Below are 16,675 nucleotides of genomic sequence, written 5' to 3'. Positions count from 1 at the left end.
AACCCCGCATCGACAGAGGGTTCCGGGCAGCAGGGATTTGAAGAGAGGCGTTAAAACCGATGGCCAGCGTCACGCCGGCTGCCGGGGAGGTCGGCTGCGCGCCGAGCTTCCCCGGCAGCGCACATAACCAGAGCGGACAGCCCTCGCAGCCGGCGCCTGCGCCGCAGCAGTCCGACGGACCCCGCATCGAGCGCGTCGGGCCGGTACGCATCCTGCGCGGCGGCTCTGGTTGGCGCGGCATCGCGCTGCGCCTCGCCGGCGCCGCGATCGCCGACGATGACCGTTTCCAGCTCGCTCTGACCGCTGGCGATGGCCGCTCGGTCGTCGTCGCCGTTCTCGACCAGGACGATGCCATCGCCGTCTGGCGCGATGCCGGCCGGGTCAGCGGCCTGCCGCTTCTGCTCGAAACCAGCGACGGCGCGATCACCGAGCCTTATCCGCAGGTCGGCCGGGTCGCGCTGGGTGCGATCCGCATCCGCCGTCGGCATGCCTTGCTCGCCGGCCGCCGGCCGCGCTTTCTGACCCGGCGCAAGACCGGCCGCTTGCCGGAGCGCCCGGTGGTAATCAAGGGTGAGGTTCTATCCTAGAACGCGAACTTCACCAGCGCGTCGAGCGCAAAGCCGGCTGCGAGCAGCAGGCCGGCATGCCAGTTCGACCGGAACAGCTTCAAGGCCGTGGGCCCGTCGGCCCCGGCGATGCTGTGGACCTGCCAACCCAGGTGCAGCGCGAACAGCCCGAGCCCGATGAAGGCGACGGGCCCGGCGCCCGCGAGCCAGGCAGCGACGCCGGCGAGCGCGATCGTCGCGCCATAGCAAAGCCCGACCGCCTGCTGGGTGAAGGCGCCGAAATAGCGGGCGCTCGACTTGATCCCGGCGATCACGTCGTCCTCGATGTCCTGCATTGCGTAGATCGTGTCGTAGCCGATCGTCCAGAACACCGCGGCGGCATAGATCAGATAGGCCGGCGCATCGAAGCGTCCGAACACGGCGCTCCAGCCGACGAGCCCGCCCCAGGAGAAGGCGAGGCCGAGCACGAATTGCGGCATGTTGGTGATCCGCTTCATGAACGGATAGATCGCGACGATCGCCAGCGAGGCGATGCCGGCGATAACCGTGAAGCGATTGAACTGCAGCAGGACGACGAAGCCGACCAGCGACAGGCCGACCATGAAAAGGGCGGCCTGCTTCGGGCTGACCTGACCGGAGGGCAGGGGACGGCCGCGGGTGCGCGCCACCTGCGCGTCGAGCTTGCGATCGACAATGTCGTTGAAGGTGGAGCCGGCGCCGCGCATCACGATCGCGCCGATCAGGAAAAATAGGCAGTGCCAGAGATTGGGGAAAGGCAGCCCGGCCGAGATCGCCGCGAGCCCGGCGGCCCACCAGCACGGCAGCAGCAAAAGCTGCCAGCCGATCGGGCGCTCGATCCTGGCGAGCTTGAGATAGGGACGCAGGCGTTTTGGTGCGCGCGTATCGACCCAATGGCCCTTGAGCGCGTCGGGAAGCGGCGTATCGGTGACGTTTGGGGACGACGCCATGGCGGCGCCGGCCGATTTAGAGCGCGCCCTGCGGCACGCGCATCGGGCCGCCGGTGATGGAATCGGCGCCGCCGAACGGGTTGGCGCTCTGCTGCTGCGCCTGCTGCTGGGCGCGGCGCTGCATCTGCGCCTGCTGCTTCACCGCATTGCAGGCTTGGCCGCGAACCGCGCCAGCCTTCTCGTTGTCGGCCTTCATGCCCTCGACGAAGGTCGGCGGAATCTGGCACCAGTCCTGATTGGCCGTGGCGAACTTGATCAAGGTGTTGCCGTTGCCGACCAGCCGACCCAGGATGCTGCAGGCCTGCTGCGGCGTCATCTTGCGCTTGGCCTTGGCGTTCGCATTGAGCTGCCCGACGATCGACTGGCGCTCCTGCATCAGCTTCTGGATGTTCTCGCAGCCCGAGGGCACCTGCGCCAATGCCGGCTCGGCCAGGCCCAGCCCAGCCAGCATCGCCGCCAGCTTCAGGGTCGCGTATCGCCGCATCATCCGCTCCGCTCTTGTCCCGCCACCCACGCCCGTCCCGGCGCTGCGGGCCTTTCCATAACAGCCGGAGCCGTGCGCCAACAAGCGCCGGCTCGCATTTCGCCTCGATCCGCTTGCCGATAGCGTGGGATTGTGGCGACTTTCGCGCCGTTCAGACGGGATCGGATTCGAAGCGCATGCGGAATTTCACCAAGCACCGGCTGTATTGCGAGGCGCCGCTGATGGCAGGCGCCGTGCTGGAGCTCGCGCGCGATCAGGCCAATTACCTGCTCAACGTGCTGAGATTGCGCAGCGGCGACACGATCCTCGCCTTCAACGGCCGTGACGGCGAATGGCTCTGCGCGATCAGGGCCGAGGGGCGCAAGCAGGCCAGCCTCGAGGCGCTGGAGCTGGCGCGACCGCAGCCGCCGGCGCCCGATCTCGTCTATCTCTTCGCGCCGCTGAAGCACGCCCGGCTCGACTATATGGCGCAAAAGGCGGTCGAGATGGGCGCCGGCGTGCTCCAGCCGGTGCTGACCCGCTTCACCCAGGTCTCCCGGCTCAATCTCGACCGGCTCGCCGCCAATGCGATCGAGGCGGCCGAGCAATGCGGCATTCTCGCCTTGCCGCAGATCCGACCCGAGCAGCCGCTCGCCGCGGCGCTGGCTGCGCTCGAGCCCGAACGGCTGCTGATCTTCTGCGACGAGGCACAGGATGCGCAGAGTCCCATCGCCGCCCTGCAAGCTGCGCGGCGCGGGCCGCTCGCGGTGCTGATCGGTCCGGAAGGCGGCTTCGACGAATCGGAGCGTGCCGTGATTCTCCAGCGCGAGCGGTTGCTGCGCCTCTCGCTCGGCCCTCGCATCCTGCGGGCCGACACCGCTGCGGTCGCGGCACTCGCCGTCGTCCAGGCAGCGCTGGGAGACTGGTCCGCCAATTAGTCCCCCGGTTTGCAGGGAACCGGCTTCCTCCTCGCCGGTTGGAACGTGTCGGCTGCTTCCGCGTTGAGCGTGGAAACTGCGCCGCTGGTCGCAGTTCCGACTCATTGACTGGCAGTCTGGCGCCGCTGCTTCGCTTCGGAGCGGCCCGCCACGGGGGAGAGACATCATGGTGAGCAGCGCCTACAGCTTCGGCGTCGAGGAAGAGTATTTCCTGTCCGACGCCGAAAGCCGCGGCGCCGTGCGCAGGATCGCACCGCGTTTCATCGAGGCGGCGCAGGCCGCCTTCCCGGACGAACTGCAGCGCGAGATGCTGCAATCGCAGATCGAGGTGGCGACGCCTGTCTGCGAAAGCATGACCCAGGCTCGCCATTGCCTGCACCGGCTGCGCTCGGGGCTCGCCGCGCTCGCGCGCGAGCACGGTATGCTCCTGCTTGCCAGCGGCACTCATCCGAGCGCCGTCTGGGTGCGCCAGCGCGCCACCGAAGCCAAGCGCTATGACGGCATCATGCGCGATCTGCAGATGCTCGGCAGCCGCAACCAGCTCTGCGGCCTGCATGTCCATGTCGAAGTGCCCGACGAGGACCAGCGCATCTCGATCATGGTCAGGATGCTGCCCTATCTGCCGCTGCTGCTCGCGCTCTCGACCTCCTCGCCCTTCTGGCAGGGACGGCGCACCGGGCTGATGGGCTACCGGCTCTGCGCCTATGCCGAATTGCCGCGCACCGGCCTGCCGGAACTCTTCACTGACGCCGCCGACTACCGGACCTATGTCGACACGATGGTGGCCTCGGGGGCCATGCGCGACTCCAGCTTCATCTGGTGGGCCATCCGGCCCTCGCACCGGCATCCGACACTGGAGCTGCGCGTCGCCGACAGCTGCACCCGGCTCGACGACACGCTCGCCATCACCGCGCTCTATCGCTGCCTCGTGCGCCATCTCGCCCGCAACTCCGGACTCAACGCCGATCTGACCGCCGCCTCGCGCGCCCTCGCTGGCGAGAACATTTGGCGCGCGCAGCGCTATGGCCTGCATGGCGGCTTCGTCTGCGAGAAGCGCCGCGCCATGTTGCCGATCGGCCAGGTGCTGGACGAGCTGCTGGAGGTCCTCGATGAGGATGCCGCCGTGCTTGGCTGCGGGCTCGATCTCGCCCATTGCCGCACTATCGTCGCGGGCGGCACCAGTGCCGACATGCAACTCGCGATCTTCGAGGAGGCGCGCGCCGGCTCCGGCGGGCAAAATGCCGGCCTTGTCGCCGTCACCGACTGGATCGCCGCGCAGACGCGCGTGGACGATGACGGCCTCGTGCCGAAAGGTGCAAATCTGCTGCGCGGTGCGGCCTGACAGCTTTGCGATCATGCATTGATGCAAGGTCGGTGCGCATCCGCACGCGTTTGCGGTCGTTGTCGGATGGTCGCCGCTCGCCTATTGCTGGCGCTCCTTAGTGCGTGGCGTGGCGGGGCGGTTGCTCCCGCTGCTCCTGTCGCACTCGATCAGGCGCGCTGCCGGCTGTCCCAATTGGCAGGCGGCGCGCCGGTGCACGCATGCCGGAGCGCCAATGGCCCGCGACGTATCCGATTCGACTCCGATCAGCTCGAAGGCCGAACTCGTCGGCTGGATCGCGCAGGGTGAAAAGCCGGCTTCCGAATTCAGGCTCGGCACCGAGCACGAGAAATTCCCGTTCTATCGCGACGATCTCAGCCCGGTTCCCTATGAGGGCGCTGCCGTCGGCCGCAGTGGCGGCATCAGGCAGCTGCTCGAAGGCATGCAGGCCCGTCTCGGCTGGGAGCCGATCCTCGATGCCGGCCATGTCATCGGCCTCGCGGGCCCGGACGGCGGCGGCGCAATCTCGCTGGAGCCGGGCGGCCAGTTCGAGCTCTCCGGCGCGCCGCTTGCAAATGTGCATGAGACCGCGCGCGAGCTCGACCAGCACCTCATGGATCTGAAGGCCGTCGCCGAGCCGCATGGCATCGGCTTCCTGCCGCTCGGGCATTCGCCGCTCTGGACCCGCGAGCAGACGCCGATGATGCCGAAGCGGCGCTATCAGATCATGAAGAATTACATGCCCAAGGTCGGCACGCGCGGCCTCGACATGATGTTCCGGACCTGCACGGTGCAGGTGAATCTCGACTTCGCCGGCGAGGCCGACATGGTGCGCAAATTGCGGGTCTCGCTGGCGCTGCAGCCGCTCGCCGCAGCGCTCTTCGCCGCCTCGCCTTTCAGCGAAGGCAAGCTCAACGGCTTCCAGTCGATGCGCTCCGAGATCTGGCGCGACACCGACAATGCCCGCTCCGGCATGGTGCCCTTCGCTTTCGACGAAGGCATGTCCTATGAGGCCTATGTCGACTGGGCGCTCGACGTGCCCATGTATTTCGTCAAGCGCGGCGACACCTATCACGACGTCGCCGGCGCCTCCTTCCGCGACCTGCTCGCCGGCGATCTCCCGCAATTGCCGGGCGAGCGCGCCACCATGTCGGACTGGGTCAACCACCTCGGCACCCTGTTCCCGGAGGTGCGGCTGAAGCGCTATATCGAAATGCGCGGCGCCGATGCCGGCCCGGTGGAGATGCTGAATGCGCTGCCGGCCTTCTGGGTCGGCCTGCTCTATGACGACGCGGCGCTCTCGGCCGCCTGGGACCTGGTCAAGGGTTGGAGCGGCGAGGAGCGGCAGAGCTTGCGCGACACGGTGCCGAAGGCCGGGCTGAACGCCCGGATCGGGAACCGCCCGCTGCGGGACCTCGCCCGCGAGGTAGTAGAATTGTCGCGCGCCGGCCTCGCCCGCCGGGCCCGGCTCGACGGGCAAGGGCGCGACGAGACGGTCTATCTCGAACCGATCATTGCCATCGCCCAGAGTGGCCGCACACTCGCCGAGCGCCTCGCCGTACGCGAGCAGGGCGCCTGGGGCGGCAAGGTTGAGCCGGTGTTTCCGGAACTGGCTTTGTAGTCGTCCGAACGAGTCCGGATATCTGCTGATCTCGGCGCGTTTCACGTTTCGGATTAACGAATCATCCGGAGTTTTGCGCTAGTCGAGGGTGCATGGAACGCTTTTCTGCCCTCGTTCTCGACTTCCTGCGCGATAGCCGCGGCGCCACTGCGCTCGAATACGGCTTCATCGCGTTCTTCATCTCGATCGCGGCAATCGCCACGATCCGGCAGATCGGCCCGCTGCTCGACACCAAGTACGCCAGCATCCTGCCTGGCCTGCAGTAGTCGAGCACATATCAGCGTCCTCGATACTCGAGACGCGGCCGCGTTCGCCGCGCGCGATCTGTCGTCTACCGCGTCGCGACTCTCCATTCAGTTTTAACTGCATTTTACCATACCGCCGAAGAGAGACGTCGCAGGGCCGGTTTTCCCAGCGATACCAGTGACATTCACAGGTGCTGGAAAGGTTTTCTCAATCGCCCCGCCCCTAGCGTCAGGCAATCGTCCCGTTGCTTGCCTTACTGTTTGCGAGGCCCTCCGATGCCCGGCCTGTTCCAATCGTTCCTCAAGGATGCCCGCGGGGTCACCGCCTTGACCTTCGGTCTGACGCTGCCGGCGATCGCCCTCGCGGTCGGCGGCGGGATCGATCTCAGCCGCGCCGCTGCCCGCCACCAGCGCATCGCGAGCGCGATCGAGCTTGCCTGTCAGCAGGCCGTGCAGGAGATCAGGTATCAGGCAACGCAGTCGGGAGCTGATCCGAAGAAGGATTACAGCCCGCTCGTCAAGGATCTCGCGGTCAAGAAGATCGCCGAAGACCAACTGACCGAAGTGACGGCGGCCGTGGCCATTGCCGGTGAAATCGTCACGATCACGGCGACCGGCTCCAGCCCGAACGTCTTCGCAGGCATCATCGGCTACGACCAGGTCTCGCTCCAGGTCGACCGCAACTGCACCAAGCTGGTCGCCGCCCAGTCGGAGAACAAGGTGCTGTTCACCGAATCCTTCGAGAGCTACCACAACGTCGCAACGAACAGCTGGACCGTACTGAACAACTGGAACGGCTGGACGACGCAGAGCGGCAAGGGGGGCATCGAGATCAACGGTATTCGGGAGCTCGCTGCCAACACGATTCGCTTCGGCAACTTCTTTGCCGAGCTGGATTCGCATTGCTACACTTCAGGATGTAAGACAAATTCCAACATGTGGCGCGAGTTCAAGGATCTCACGCCGGGTAACTATGAGCTGAGCTACTGGTATATTTCACGTGTCCGCAACCCTGCCTATGCGGGCCAGACGCTGTGCGCCTACAAAACCGACGCAAAATCGGTGTGGGACAAGCTGAAGGCGGCAACCTGGGAAAGCCAGACCAACCGTATCGAGGTCTTCATCCAGAGAAAGAAGTCCGGCGGGTATGACGCCGTGACGGTCGACAAGAACGACAGCGCCGACCTGGTCGACGTCTGCGTGCATACGGATCAGTGGACCGAGCGCAAGATCTCTCTGAGCGTCGCGACGAAGGGCACATACCGCATCTATTTCCAGGCCGCTGGCCGGGAGGACACTTACGGCGGCTTGCTCGACTATATCCGCTTCTGCAGCGGCAAGTGCCCGTGATCGGGAGGGTGGGGTGAAGTTGCGTCGTTCCCGTCGAGACGTGAAGCGCAAGGAGCGCCCCGTCGGCTCGGGCGGCCGGGCTTCGTGTCCCGGCGGCCTCTGGGGAAGGCTGCGCCGCAGGGCGCGTGCTTTTGGGCCGGACGCTGCCGGGGCGACTGCCGTGGAATTCGGTTTCATCGGCCTGCTGTTTCTGACCGTGTTGCTGGCGATCCTGCAGTTCGCCTTGTTGTTCCTTTCGCAGATGAATCTGGAGAACGCCCTTTCGGATGCAGCGACCGGGAATACGGCCGCGACCTACGCCAATAATCGCTCTGAGGTCGCGGAGCGCATTTGCGGGCGCCTGATCCTGATGGATAATTGTCAAACCAGGCTTCTACTCGAAATGCAGCCCCTGACGAGTTACGCAGCGTCCGGGCAGGCGATTGCCGGAACGGTCTTCGCCGTGGGCGCGGCCAAGGAAGTGACGCTGATGCGTGCGCGTGCGCCGGTTCTCACCATTGTTCCGGGCCTGCCGCAGCTATGGATCGAGAGCCAGGCCTTGTTCATGAGGCCTGCATGAGCGCTCATCGTCGCAAGCGAGCCGGAATCGGCACCATGAAACTGGGCAGGCCGGGTTGGAGCGATGCGTTGCTGGGTCGTTTCTTGGCGAGGCGCAGGGCGCCTGGCTGCGGAACGGTCTCGGCTGCTTTGCTTCGGGATCAACGCGGCGTCGCCGCGGTCGAGTTCGGTCTGATCGCCATCATCATGTTCGTCATGATGGCCGGTGCGGTCGATCTGTCGCAGCGGGTCATTTTCCAGCGCGACCTCAAGCGCTTCACCACCTCGGCCGCCCTAGCCATGGCCAATTGCCCGGACGGCGGCGGGGATTGCATCACAAAGGCGATCACCGCCATCAACACCCGCATGGCGCTGTTGCTTCCCGGGGTCGCGACGACGGAGCTGCGCCTGGGGTCGTTTTCCCTCGTGAACAACAAGATCGCCTGGGGCCCAGGCCTGACGAACGTTTTTCAGGGGACCGAGGAAGCGCAAGCCAAGGCCATGCTGGAGCGCGAGGGCGATACGGGCGTCCTCGTTTCGGTGAAGGCCACGCACGATCCGATTTTCCCCAGTTTTGCGTCGCAATGGGGTTTGGTCAGCAAGCAGTTCTCTGAATCCAAGATGCAGCTGGGTTACCGTAAGTATTGATCGCCTTTTCTACTCCGCCGCGACCTTGAAGCTCTGCAGGTTGTCCAGGCTCTGGATAATGTGCTCGGCGAGCGGGTTCGACAGGATCGACGGGTCATGCCGGGTGCGCAGCAGCCCGATCTTGCAGGATGGCAGGGTCGAGAAGCCCTCCGCCGGCCCGAGGATGCGCATGCCGGGCCGGACCGCGCTCTCCGGCAGCACCGAGACGGCGAGCCCCGCCACCACCGCCGCGCCGACCGCCGTCGAATTCCAGCTGGCATAGAGCACCCGGAAGCGCCGGCCCTTGCTCTCCAGTGCCTCGACCGCCGCCTGGCGCCAGTTGCAGGTCGGCCGGCCCAGCGCCAGCGGCAACGGGTCCTCCTCGTGGACGCAATGGCGGGCCGAGGTCACCCAGAGCAGCGGCTCGATCCGGATGATCTCGCCCTGGCCGCGCCCCTCGACATGGGTGATGATCGCAAGGTCGATGTCGCCGCTGCCGATCCGGTCCGCCAGCATCGGCGTCGGTTCGCAGACCACGGTGACCTCGGTGCGCGGGTTGGAGCGGGCGAAGCGCGCCAGGATCTCGGGCAGATAGCGGTCGGCATAGTCGTCGGGCACGCCGAGCCGGATGCGGCCTTTCAGATCCGCCTCGGTGAAGCTCGCGACGCATTCGAGGTTCAGCCGGACGATGCGGCGGGCATAGTCGAGCAGGCGCTCGCCGTCCTCGGTCAGCTTGGCATGGCGTCCGTCACGGCCGAAGAGCGGCCGCCCGACCCGCTCCTCCAGCCGCTTCATCTGCATCGAAACGGCTGATTGCGTCTTGAAGACGATCTCGGCGGCGCGGGTGAAGGAACCGGTGTCGGCAATGGCGACGAAGGTCTTGAGCTGATCGGCGTCGAGCACATGGGCCATGCCGGCCTCCTCCCAGAGGTTCATCAAGATCGGTTGTGTAAAACATCATAACCATTCGTTTGGCTGATGACCAGCGCGGAGTTATCGTTTCGTCACTGTCCCGCTCCTGCCGGCCGATGTCGCGATCCGGGTGGAGCATGAACTGTCCAACCCCGAGGAGGCTGTCATGCTGGTCATGACCTTCGTCACGAAGACCTTGTCTGCCGTTTCCGGCGGCGCGGCGCGTGCTGCCGTCCTGATGGTCACGGGCACGAAAAATCTGGTGCGCGCTTTCGTGCACCGCCGCGAGGTGATGCGCCTCAGCGAGCTCGACGAGCGTGGGCTGAAGGATATCGGCCTCGTCCGCTCAGACATCGATGGCGCGCTTGCGGTCTCATGGCTGAGCGATCCGTCGAGCGTGCTGCAGGCCCGCTCGCACCAACAGCGGTCGGCGGCTGCGCATCGGCGAGAGGCCGGGGTTCGACGTCCCGTGGTGATCCAGGCCGCAGCTTGTCTGAGCGCTAAGGAGATCAAGATCGCGTGCAACGCCTGACCCCTTGGCGTGACGCGTCCCTGCGGGCGGTGGCTTCGGCTGCCGCCCTTTTTTGTGACGTGAACGCAGCCTTGCAAGCGATCGTCGATCGCAATTTGGGCGGCGTAACGCTTCATTCAGCAAGTTCAGACACATTTGCGCCGCATTGCGCCGAGTCCGGCGCCCCGATCCCTCGCCCTGAGGTTTTCCATGCGACGCTTTCGTTTCCGCCTGCATGACCTCAGGTTCAGGACCAAGATCGCCATTCCGATGCTGCTGATGGGAGCGATCGGCATCGGCTCTGCCGTTTATGGCGCCTTCGAGTTCGGCAAGATCGAGAAGACCTATTCCGATCTGGTTTCGCAGCGTGCCGCCGCCATCCTCGATTCGGCTCGCGCTGCCAGCGGCATGACCGAGATCGTCGGCAATCTCTACCAGGCGATTGCCTATCCCGAGTTCATGAAGCAGAACACGACCAGCATCGAGAAGGTCAAGACTGCCTATGCGGCCTCGCTTCAGGCGCTGGTCGAGGCCAAGATCAGCTTCCCGCAGCGGGCCGAGAGCTTCGACGAACTCAGCCGCCGTTTGCAGGCGACCAAGTCCGACATCGACCAGATCATTGCCCAGGCCGCTCGTGACGAGGACCTGCCGGCGCTCTCGATCATGTCGCAGCTCGACAGGGCGATCAGCGAGATCGCTGGCGCCGCGGCCAAGGTCAACGACGAGATCAAGAAGGATACCGAGGCGACCTCGGACGTACTGGCCGCGGATGCGCGCCGCGTCACTATGGTCGTGATCGGCCTCAGTGTCGCCGGTACCTTGCTCGGCCTGCTTGGCGGTGCGCTTTTGACTGGCGCCGCGATTACGCGGCCGCTGGAGCGGCTCAAGCTCCGCATGGGCCAGATCGCCAGTGGCGACTATGCCGCCGAAGTCGAAGGCCAGGACCGCAAGGACGAGGTCGGCGAGATGGCTCGTGCCGTTCAGGTGTTCCGAGAGAACGGTCTCGCCGTTCAGCGCCTCGAGAGCGAAACCGACGCAGGCCGCTCCGCGGCCGAGCGCCAACGTCTCGCCGCCGAAGCCGAGCGCACCAATGCCGCAGCGGTGCAGCAGCGCCTGGCGGCGGAGCAGGCGATCGTGGTCAGGGCGCTGGCCGAAGGTCTGACCCGACTCTCGCAGGGCGATCTCAGCGCCCGCGTCGAGGAGGAGGTCGCCGCCGACTATGTCGCGCTGAAGCAGGACTTCAACGCCGCCGTCAGCCATCTGGCGCAGACAATCGCGACCATCCAGGCGACCTCGATCGACGTCGGCAACGCCGCCCGCGAGATCAATTCCGGCGCCGACGATCTCTCGAAGCGGACCGAGGAGCAGGCCTCCTCGCTCGAGCAGACCGCCGCGACCACCGAGCAGCTTGCCGCCTCGGTCAAGGCCTCGGCGCAAGCCTCGCGTCAGGCCGTCCAGCTCGCCAACGAGGCGACGGACGTCGCGGTCAACGGCGGGACTGTGGCCGGCCAAGCGGTCGAGGCGATGGCGCGGATCGAGCAGACCTCGCGCAAGATCTCCGACATCACCTCGGTGATCGACGAGATCGCCTTCCAGACCAACCTGCTGGCTTTGAACGCCGCCGTCGAGGCGGCTCGCGCCGGCGATGCCGGCAAAGGCTTCGCTGTCGTCGCGTCCGAAGTCAGGACGCTGGCGCAGCGCTCGGCTGACGCCGCCAAAGACATCAAGGGGCTGATCGGCGAGTCGGGCGCCGAGGTCGAGCAGGGCGTCGGGCTGGTCCGGGCCGCCGGCGAGGCGCTCAACCGGATCGTCGAGGCCTCGAAGAAGGTTTCGGCCACTGTCTCGGATATCTCAGCTGCCGCAGCCGAGCAGGCCAACGGCATTGACGAGATGAGCCAGACAGTCGCCCATATGGACGAGATGACGCAGCAGAATGCGGCGCTGGCAGAGGAAAGCGCGGCCTCCGCCACCTCGCTCAGCAGTCAGATCGGACGGCTCAACCAGCTGGTCGCCAGCTTCCGCACCGGCGACGATGGGCTCTTACAGGCGAGTGCCCCGGTGGCAGAAGACGTTTACAAATGGGACGAGCGCCTGCGCGCCTGAGCTGGATCACATCAGCAGGATTGATGAACGGCGGCATTGAGGCCGCCGTTCGTTTGTTCCTCAGGCCTTGCGCTGGCCGCCGCCGAGCATGGTCTCGAAGATCGAGCGCAGTGCGTCCTGCTGGCTCGCCTGGACCTGGCGGCCATGCTCGAACATCTGGTTCAGCGCATCGAGTCCGATCGAGCCCGGGCTGGCCTCGCCTGATGAGGGTGGGGCCTGTTCTGGTTCGGGTTCGGGCACCGGTCGGCGCGATTGCGGCGCCGGCTGCGGGCTGCTCTGCGGGGCCTGCCCCTGTCCACCGAACATGCCACCGAGGATCTGGCCGAAGATGGCGCCCATGTCGGGTGGCATGCCGGGCATACCGCCGCCCTGCGCCGGGCCGGCCGGCGGCTTCTGTCCGCCGAACATGCCGCCAAGAATCTGCTCCCAGGGATTGGCGGGATTGTTCGCCTGCGGGGCGGGGGGCTGCATGCCCGGCATCTGGCCGCGCATCATCTCGGCGAACTGGCCGAGAATGCCGCCCAAGCCCTGGTTGTTCACCGATTTGAACAGCCCGCCCATCAGGATCGAGGCGATCACCGGCAGCATCTGCTTGAGGACCGCCTGGCCCACGCCGCTCGTCGCAGCCGCCTGCGCCGCGACGGCGTTGGCGACCTCCTTCGAGCCGAAGAGCTGGCTCATCACGTCCTGGCCGAGCGGCATGGCCCGGTCGGGAATGCCGTCGCCATCACTGTCATACATCTGGCCGAACGGCGTCGCCGTCATCATCTGCGCCAGGTTGCCGAAGGCGTAAGGGTTCTGGGTCTGGCGCTGGAGCCCCATGGTGAAGGCCGGCAGCAGCGCGTCGAGCGCCGCCTGCGTCTGCTGCATCGAGAGCCCGTACTGCCGCGCCAGGTTCTGCATGGCCTGGCCGTTCTGGGCCGATTGCATCATCTCGAACAGGTTCATCATGGCGCGCTCCCGAGACCATCGCGCGTCCGACCGGACGCGGTCACGATGATCTATCACATTGTGATCGCGTCGGATTATTCCGAAAAGTGGATTCCACTTTTCGGTCCGACGCTATAACGGGACCAGCCCGCTCATCCGCGGGAAACGATAGCAGCCGCATGCCGTCAGGCAAGCGATGGTCTGGCGACCGCCTGTGCCGCGCCCTCGAGCCGGCTGATGCTGCGATAGGCGGTGATGAGCGCCGCAATGCCGAACAGCACTGCGCCGAGAGCCGATCCGGCGAGCGCGCCCTTGGGTCCGGCGTACTGCGCGCCGAGCCAGGCGAGCGGCACGGTGCCGAGCGTGGCGCGGCCCCAGCTGAACAGGGTCGAGTAGAACGGCATGCCGAGATTGTTGAAGGCGGCGTTGGCGACGAAGAGCGCGCCGACGAAGAGCCACATCGGCCCGGCGATCAGGCAGAAGAAGGCGACGAGCTCGGCGGTCTCGCCGCCGGTGCCGAACAGCGCGGCGATCTGGTGACGCAGCAAGGCTAGTAGCAGGCCGGCAATCGCGACGTAGGCTGCGGCGAAGCCGACGGCATCGGTCAGCGCCCGGCGCATTCGGTCATAGCGTTGCGCGCCCCAGTTCTGCGCCAGGATCGGCCCGACCGCGCCGGACAAGGCGAACAGCACGCCGAAGGCCACCGGCACCAGCCGGTCGATGATCGCGCTCGCCGCGATCGCCTGGTCGCCGAAGCGGGCGATGATGCCGAAGAAGCAGGCATTCGCGACCGGATTGGCGAGATTGGTCAGGATGGCCGGCGTCGCGATCGCGAAGGTTGGCCTGACATCGCGGCGCAAGGCCGACCAACTCGGACGGGCGATCATCCTGTGCACGCGAAGCGCGCCCTGGAAACCAACAGCGAGGAAGACGATGCGCGAGAACACGGTGGCCCAGGCGGCGCCGTCGGGGCCGAGGCCCAGGCCGAAGATCAGCAGCGGATCGAGTCCGGCCGTGACGATGCCGCCGGCCAGAGTGACATACATCGCCCGCTTGGCGTCGCCGACGGCGCGCAGGACGCCGGACAGCCCCATGCCGAGCGCCATCAGCGCATTCGAGGGCAAGGTGATCCAAAGAAAGGACGTCGCGACTGAAAGGGATTCTCCGTGCGCGCCGAGCTTCGGCAACAGCCAGGGCAGGAGCGGCAGCATGATCAGGCTCAAGACCAGGCCACAGATCGTCGTCGCCGCGAGCGTCGAACCGGCGATGCGGCGCGCGCCTTCACGGTCGCCGGCGCCGAGCGCCCGCGCCGTCAGCGCGGTCACGGCGATCATCAGCCCCACATTGAAGGAGACCATCAAATAAAGAACGATCGTCGCGTAGCCGACGCCCGCCGTCGCCTCGGGCCGGCCGAGGCGCGACACGTAGAGCAGCGACAGGAAGTCGACGACGAAGATCGCGATCAGGCCGACCGAGGCTGTCCCGGTCATCACCGCGACATGGCGCAGCGTCGAGCCGCTGACGAAGACGGCCTGCTGGGGCTTTGGCGGTGCGTTCACTCGGCCGGCTCCCCGACGCCGCCGACCGCGACCTCGGCGCCGCCATCCTCGATGACCTCCTGGGTCTCTTTGGTCAGCGCCTTCGACTTGCTCTTCGGTGCCACGATCGGCTCGGGTGTGACGCGCGGCACCTTGTCGAGGCCGGCGGCGATGCCCTCGCTGAACTGGATTTCCATGCGCTGCGCATCGCGGTCACGGACATGCTCGATCACGAAGCTCGCCTCCTCATAGCTGAGGCCGAGCGCTTCCAGCGTCACCCGGCCGAAGCCGAGCGCCGATTCGAAGGTCTCGCGCATCTGGTAGTCGACATCGGCGCGCATCAGATCCATCGCATGGACGCGGTCATAGGCGCGGGCATGGATGCGCGCCGCCGGGAACTCGGCCTTGGCCATCTCGACGATGCGCAGCGCCGCTTGCCGGTCGTCGATGCAGACGCAGATGACCTGGGCCTTGCCGGCTCCGGCGGCGCGCAGCACGTCGAGTCTGGTGCCATCGCCATAATAGATCTTGAAGCCGAACTTGTTGGCCGAGCGGATCCGCTCGATGTCGGAATCGATGATTGTGACGTCGAGATGCTGCAGCAGCAGCGCCTGGGTCACCACCTGGCCGAAGCGGCCGAAGCCGATCACCAGGACCGAAGGCGTGACGCCATCGAAGGTCTCCTCGATCTCCTCGGGCGGCGGCGCATGGGCGGCGAGCCAGAGGTCGATCAGCTTGGCGGCGATCGGGCCGATCAGCATGCTGAGCGCCGCGATCGCCGTCGCGAGCGCGCCCTGCTTCTCGTCGAGCAGGCCGAGCGAGGCGGCGAGCGGCAGCAGCACGAAGGCGAACTCGCCGGCGGGCGAGAGCAGGGCGCCGGCCCGGATCGCCTCCGTCGTCGAGGAGCATGAGGCGCGCAGGATCGCCGCCGCCGCCGCGATCTTGAACAGCACCAGGAGCGGCGCCGCCAATGCCAGCAGCAACGCGTTCTCGGCGACGAGCTTGAGGTCGATCGACATGCCGACCGCCATGAAGAACAGGCCGAGCAGCACGCCGCGGAAGGGCTCGATATCGGCCTCCAGCTCATGCCGGAAATGCGAATCCGCCAGCAGCACGCCGGCGAGAAAGGCACCCATCGCCATGGAGAGGCCGACCTGCTCCATCAGCAGCGCGGCGCCGAGTACGACCAGCAGGGCTGCCGCCGTCATCACCTCCTTGGCGCCCGTCTTGGCCAGCAGCCGGAAGAACGGGTTCAGCGCGTAGCGGCCGGCGAGCACAACGACCGCGATGGCGAGCAGCGCAAGTGCCAGGGCGGTCAGCGCCTTGGTCGAGCCGCCGCTATGGGCGGCCTCGGTCGTCGCCAGCAGTGGCAGCAGGGCCAGCATCGGCGCGATCGAGATGTCCTGGAACAGCAGGATCGAAAAGCAGCGCCTGCCATAGGGCTCGGCGCCGTCGCCGCGCTCGTCGAGCAATTGCAGCGCGATCGAGGTGGCTGAGAGGGCGAGCGCCAGCCCGACCGCCAGCGCGCCCGCGGGGCTGAGCCCGAGCTTCCAGCCGACGATGCCGATCACCGCCGCGCTTAGCAGCATCTGCGCGAAACCGGCGCCGAGAATGTCCTTGCGCATCGAATAGAGCCGCTCCGGCTGCAATTCGAGGCCGACCAGGAAAAGCAGTAGCACGACGCCGATCTCGGCCGTGCTGCGTATTGTATCCGGGTCCTTGATCACCGCCAGCGCCGACGGCCCGATCACGATGCCGGCGGCGAGATAGCCGAGCACCGCCGACAGGCCGAAGCGCCGAAACAGCGGTACCGCTATGACCGCGCCGGCGCAGAAGGTCAGGATCGGCGGCAGATAGCTGGCATGCGAGGCGGCATCAGCCATGCGGGAACTCGTGCTGGAGCGAAGATGGGCCGCGCGAAGGCGATGGCCGGTGGCGTGTAATGTAAGGCCTGCCGTCGCATCCTGCGAGTGGGCTGTCGTCTAGGTAGGGATGCGCTGCGGCGCCGGGCTTCCTTGACATCGAAGCCGCCAGACCGAAAGAAG

The 16,675-nt window shown here is 66.6% G+C and carries 16 protein-coding genes; 10 read left to right on the top strand and 6 right to left on the bottom strand.

Going from position 1 to position 16,675, the window contains the following annotated elements; translation table 11 throughout:
- Positions 1 to 59 precede the first annotated feature (59 nt).
- Positions 60 to 587, top strand: coding sequence for a DUF6101 family protein (locus ACFPOB_RS06055; protein WP_377796713.1), 528 nt, complete (start codon positions 60 to 62; stop codon positions 585 to 587).
- Here the strand turns inward: ACFPOB_RS06055 and ubiA are convergent.
- Complete coding sequence (gene ubiA, locus ACFPOB_RS06050) at positions 584 to 1,534, bottom strand: 4-hydroxybenzoate octaprenyltransferase (RefSeq protein ID WP_377796711.1); 951 nt, start codon at positions 1,532 to 1,534, stop codon at positions 584 to 586. The two genes, ACFPOB_RS06055 and ubiA, sit on opposite strands and share 4 nt — an antisense overlap.
- Before the next feature lie 16 nt (positions 1,535 to 1,550).
- Positions 1,551 to 2,018, bottom strand: a complete 468-nt coding sequence (locus tag ACFPOB_RS06045) for a hypothetical protein (protein ID WP_139218982.1) — start codon at positions 2,016 to 2,018, stop codon at positions 1,551 to 1,553.
- 176 nt (positions 2,019 to 2,194) lie between these two features.
- On the opposite strand from ACFPOB_RS06045, the gene ACFPOB_RS06040 reads away from it, so the two are divergent.
- The 7 genes from ACFPOB_RS06040 (at position 2,195) to ACFPOB_RS06010 (ending at position 8,657) form a co-directional block, all read left to right on the top strand.
- Entirely contained in the window at positions 2,195 to 2,935 is a 741-nt protein-coding gene (locus tag ACFPOB_RS06040) for a 16S rRNA (uracil(1498)-N(3))-methyltransferase (protein ID WP_377796709.1), read from the top strand.
- 166 nt (positions 2,936 to 3,101) lie between these two features.
- A complete protein-coding gene (locus ACFPOB_RS06035) occupies positions 3,102 to 4,277 on the top strand; it encodes a carboxylate-amine ligase (RefSeq protein ID WP_377796707.1) in 1,176 nt (391 codons plus the stop codon).
- Between the two features lie 214 nt (positions 4,278 to 4,491).
- The gene (locus ACFPOB_RS06030) at positions 4,492 to 5,877 is read left to right on the top strand and encodes a glutamate--cysteine ligase (RefSeq protein ID WP_377796705.1); all 1,386 of its coding nucleotides are present in this window, start codon (positions 4,492 to 4,494) and stop codon (positions 5,875 to 5,877) included.
- 92 nt (positions 5,878 to 5,969) lie between these two features.
- A complete protein-coding gene (locus ACFPOB_RS06025; RefSeq protein ID WP_377796703.1) occupies positions 5,970 to 6,143 on the top strand; it encodes a Flp family type IVb pilin in 174 nt (57 codons plus the stop codon).
- Between the two features lie 255 nt (positions 6,144 to 6,398).
- Positions 6,399 to 7,472 carry a TadE/TadG family type IV pilus assembly protein gene (locus tag ACFPOB_RS06020; protein ID WP_377796702.1) on the top strand — a complete coding sequence of 358 codons (1,074 nt, stop codon included), beginning with the start codon at positions 6,399 to 6,401 and terminating at the stop codon, positions 7,470 to 7,472.
- 160 nt (positions 7,473 to 7,632) lie between these two features.
- Positions 7,633 to 8,031 (top strand): TadE/TadG family type IV pilus assembly protein, encoded by a 399-nt coding sequence (locus ACFPOB_RS06015; RefSeq protein WP_377796701.1) that lies wholly within the window; start codon positions 7,633 to 7,635, stop codon positions 8,029 to 8,031.
- A complete protein-coding gene (locus ACFPOB_RS06010) occupies positions 8,028 to 8,657 on the top strand; it encodes a TadE/TadG family type IV pilus assembly protein (RefSeq protein ID WP_377796699.1) in 630 nt (209 codons plus the stop codon). Before ACFPOB_RS06015 ends, ACFPOB_RS06010 begins: the two co-directional genes overlap by 4 nt.
- 9 nt (positions 8,658 to 8,666) lie before the next feature.
- Here the strand turns inward: ACFPOB_RS06010 and ACFPOB_RS06005 are convergent, their stop codons facing one another.
- Positions 8,667 to 9,548, bottom strand: a complete 882-nt coding sequence (locus tag ACFPOB_RS06005; protein WP_377796813.1) for a LysR substrate-binding domain-containing protein — start codon at positions 9,546 to 9,548, stop codon at positions 8,667 to 8,669.
- 166 nt (positions 9,549 to 9,714) lie between these two features.
- Between ACFPOB_RS06005 and ACFPOB_RS06000 the strand changes: the two genes are divergently transcribed.
- Together ACFPOB_RS06000 and ACFPOB_RS05995 are read left to right on the top strand one after the other, a co-directional pair.
- Positions 9,715 to 10,080 carry a DUF1127 domain-containing protein gene (locus ACFPOB_RS06000; protein WP_377796697.1) on the top strand — a complete coding sequence of 122 codons (366 nt, stop codon included), beginning with the start codon at positions 9,715 to 9,717 and terminating at the stop codon, positions 10,078 to 10,080.
- A gap of 189 nt (positions 10,081 to 10,269) precedes the next feature.
- A complete protein-coding gene (locus ACFPOB_RS05995) occupies positions 10,270 to 12,162 on the top strand; it encodes a methyl-accepting chemotaxis protein (RefSeq protein ID WP_377796695.1) in 1,893 nt (630 codons plus the stop codon).
- Positions 12,163 to 12,222: 60 nt separating this feature from the next.
- On the opposite strand, the gene ACFPOB_RS05990 is transcribed toward ACFPOB_RS05995, so the two are convergent.
- From ACFPOB_RS05990 to ACFPOB_RS05980, 3 genes are all read right to left on the bottom strand, one after another.
- The gene (locus tag ACFPOB_RS05990) at positions 12,223 to 13,113 is read right to left on the bottom strand and encodes a DUF937 domain-containing protein (protein ID WP_377796694.1); all 891 of its coding nucleotides are present in this window, start codon (positions 13,111 to 13,113) and stop codon (positions 12,223 to 12,225) included.
- A gap of 164 nt (positions 13,114 to 13,277) precedes the next feature.
- Positions 13,278 to 14,651 carry an MATE family efflux transporter gene (locus tag ACFPOB_RS05985; RefSeq protein WP_377796692.1) on the bottom strand — a complete coding sequence of 458 codons (1,374 nt, stop codon included), beginning with the start codon at positions 14,649 to 14,651 and terminating at the stop codon, positions 13,278 to 13,280.
- A complete protein-coding gene (locus ACFPOB_RS05980; RefSeq protein WP_092155630.1) occupies positions 14,648 to 16,513 on the bottom strand; it encodes a monovalent cation:proton antiporter-2 (CPA2) family protein in 1,866 nt (621 codons plus the stop codon). The genes ACFPOB_RS05985 and ACFPOB_RS05980 overlap by 4 nt, the downstream gene beginning before the upstream one ends.
- Positions 16,514 to 16,675: the final 162 nt, after the last annotated feature.

It is taken from the genome of Allobosea eneae (genome assembly GCF_042657265.1).
GTDB lineage: Bacteria > Pseudomonadota > Alphaproteobacteria > Rhizobiales > Beijerinckiaceae > Allobosea > Allobosea eneae.
The sequence above is the reverse complement of the archived record's forward strand: the minus strand, read 5'-3'. Positions and strand labels throughout refer to the sequence as shown.

Excerpts from the sequence above, each read along its gene's own strand:
- ACFPOB_RS06055 (WP_377796713.1), top strand. The coding sequence starts at position 60 with ATGGCCAGCGTCACGCCGGCTGCCGGGGAGGTCGGCTGCGCGCCGAGC.
- ubiA (WP_377796711.1), bottom strand. The coding sequence starts at position 1,534 with ATGGCGTCGTCCCCAAACGTCACCGATACGCCGCTTCCCGACGCGCTC.
- ACFPOB_RS06045 (WP_139218982.1), bottom strand. The coding sequence starts at position 2,018 with ATGCGGCGATACGCGACCCTGAAGCTGGCGGCGATGCTGGCTGGGCTG.
- ACFPOB_RS06040 (WP_377796709.1), top strand. The coding sequence starts at position 2,195 with ATGCGGAATTTCACCAAGCACCGGCTGTATTGCGAGGCGCCGCTGATG.
- ACFPOB_RS06035 (WP_377796707.1), top strand. The coding sequence starts at position 3,102 with ATGGTGAGCAGCGCCTACAGCTTCGGCGTCGAGGAAGAGTATTTCCTG.
- ACFPOB_RS06030 (WP_377796705.1), top strand. The coding sequence starts at position 4,492 with ATGGCCCGCGACGTATCCGATTCGACTCCGATCAGCTCGAAGGCCGAA.
- ACFPOB_RS06025 (WP_377796703.1), top strand. The coding sequence starts at position 5,970 with ATGGAACGCTTTTCTGCCCTCGTTCTCGACTTCCTGCGCGATAGCCGC.
- ACFPOB_RS06020 (WP_377796702.1), top strand. The coding sequence starts at position 6,399 with ATGCCCGGCCTGTTCCAATCGTTCCTCAAGGATGCCCGCGGGGTCACC.
- ACFPOB_RS06010 (WP_377796699.1), top strand. The coding sequence starts at position 8,028 with ATGAGCGCTCATCGTCGCAAGCGAGCCGGAATCGGCACCATGAAACTG.
- ACFPOB_RS06005 (WP_377796813.1), bottom strand. The coding sequence starts at position 9,548 with ATGGCCCATGTGCTCGACGCCGATCAGCTCAAGACCTTCGTCGCCATT.
- ACFPOB_RS06000 (WP_377796697.1), top strand. The coding sequence starts at position 9,715 with ATGCTGGTCATGACCTTCGTCACGAAGACCTTGTCTGCCGTTTCCGGC.
- ACFPOB_RS05995 (WP_377796695.1), top strand. The coding sequence starts at position 10,270 with ATGCGACGCTTTCGTTTCCGCCTGCATGACCTCAGGTTCAGGACCAAG.
- ACFPOB_RS05990 (WP_377796694.1), bottom strand. The coding sequence starts at position 13,113 with ATGATGAACCTGTTCGAGATGATGCAATCGGCCCAGAACGGCCAGGCC.
- ACFPOB_RS05980 (WP_092155630.1), bottom strand. The coding sequence starts at position 16,513 with ATGGCTGATGCCGCCTCGCATGCCAGCTATCTGCCGCCGATCCTGACC.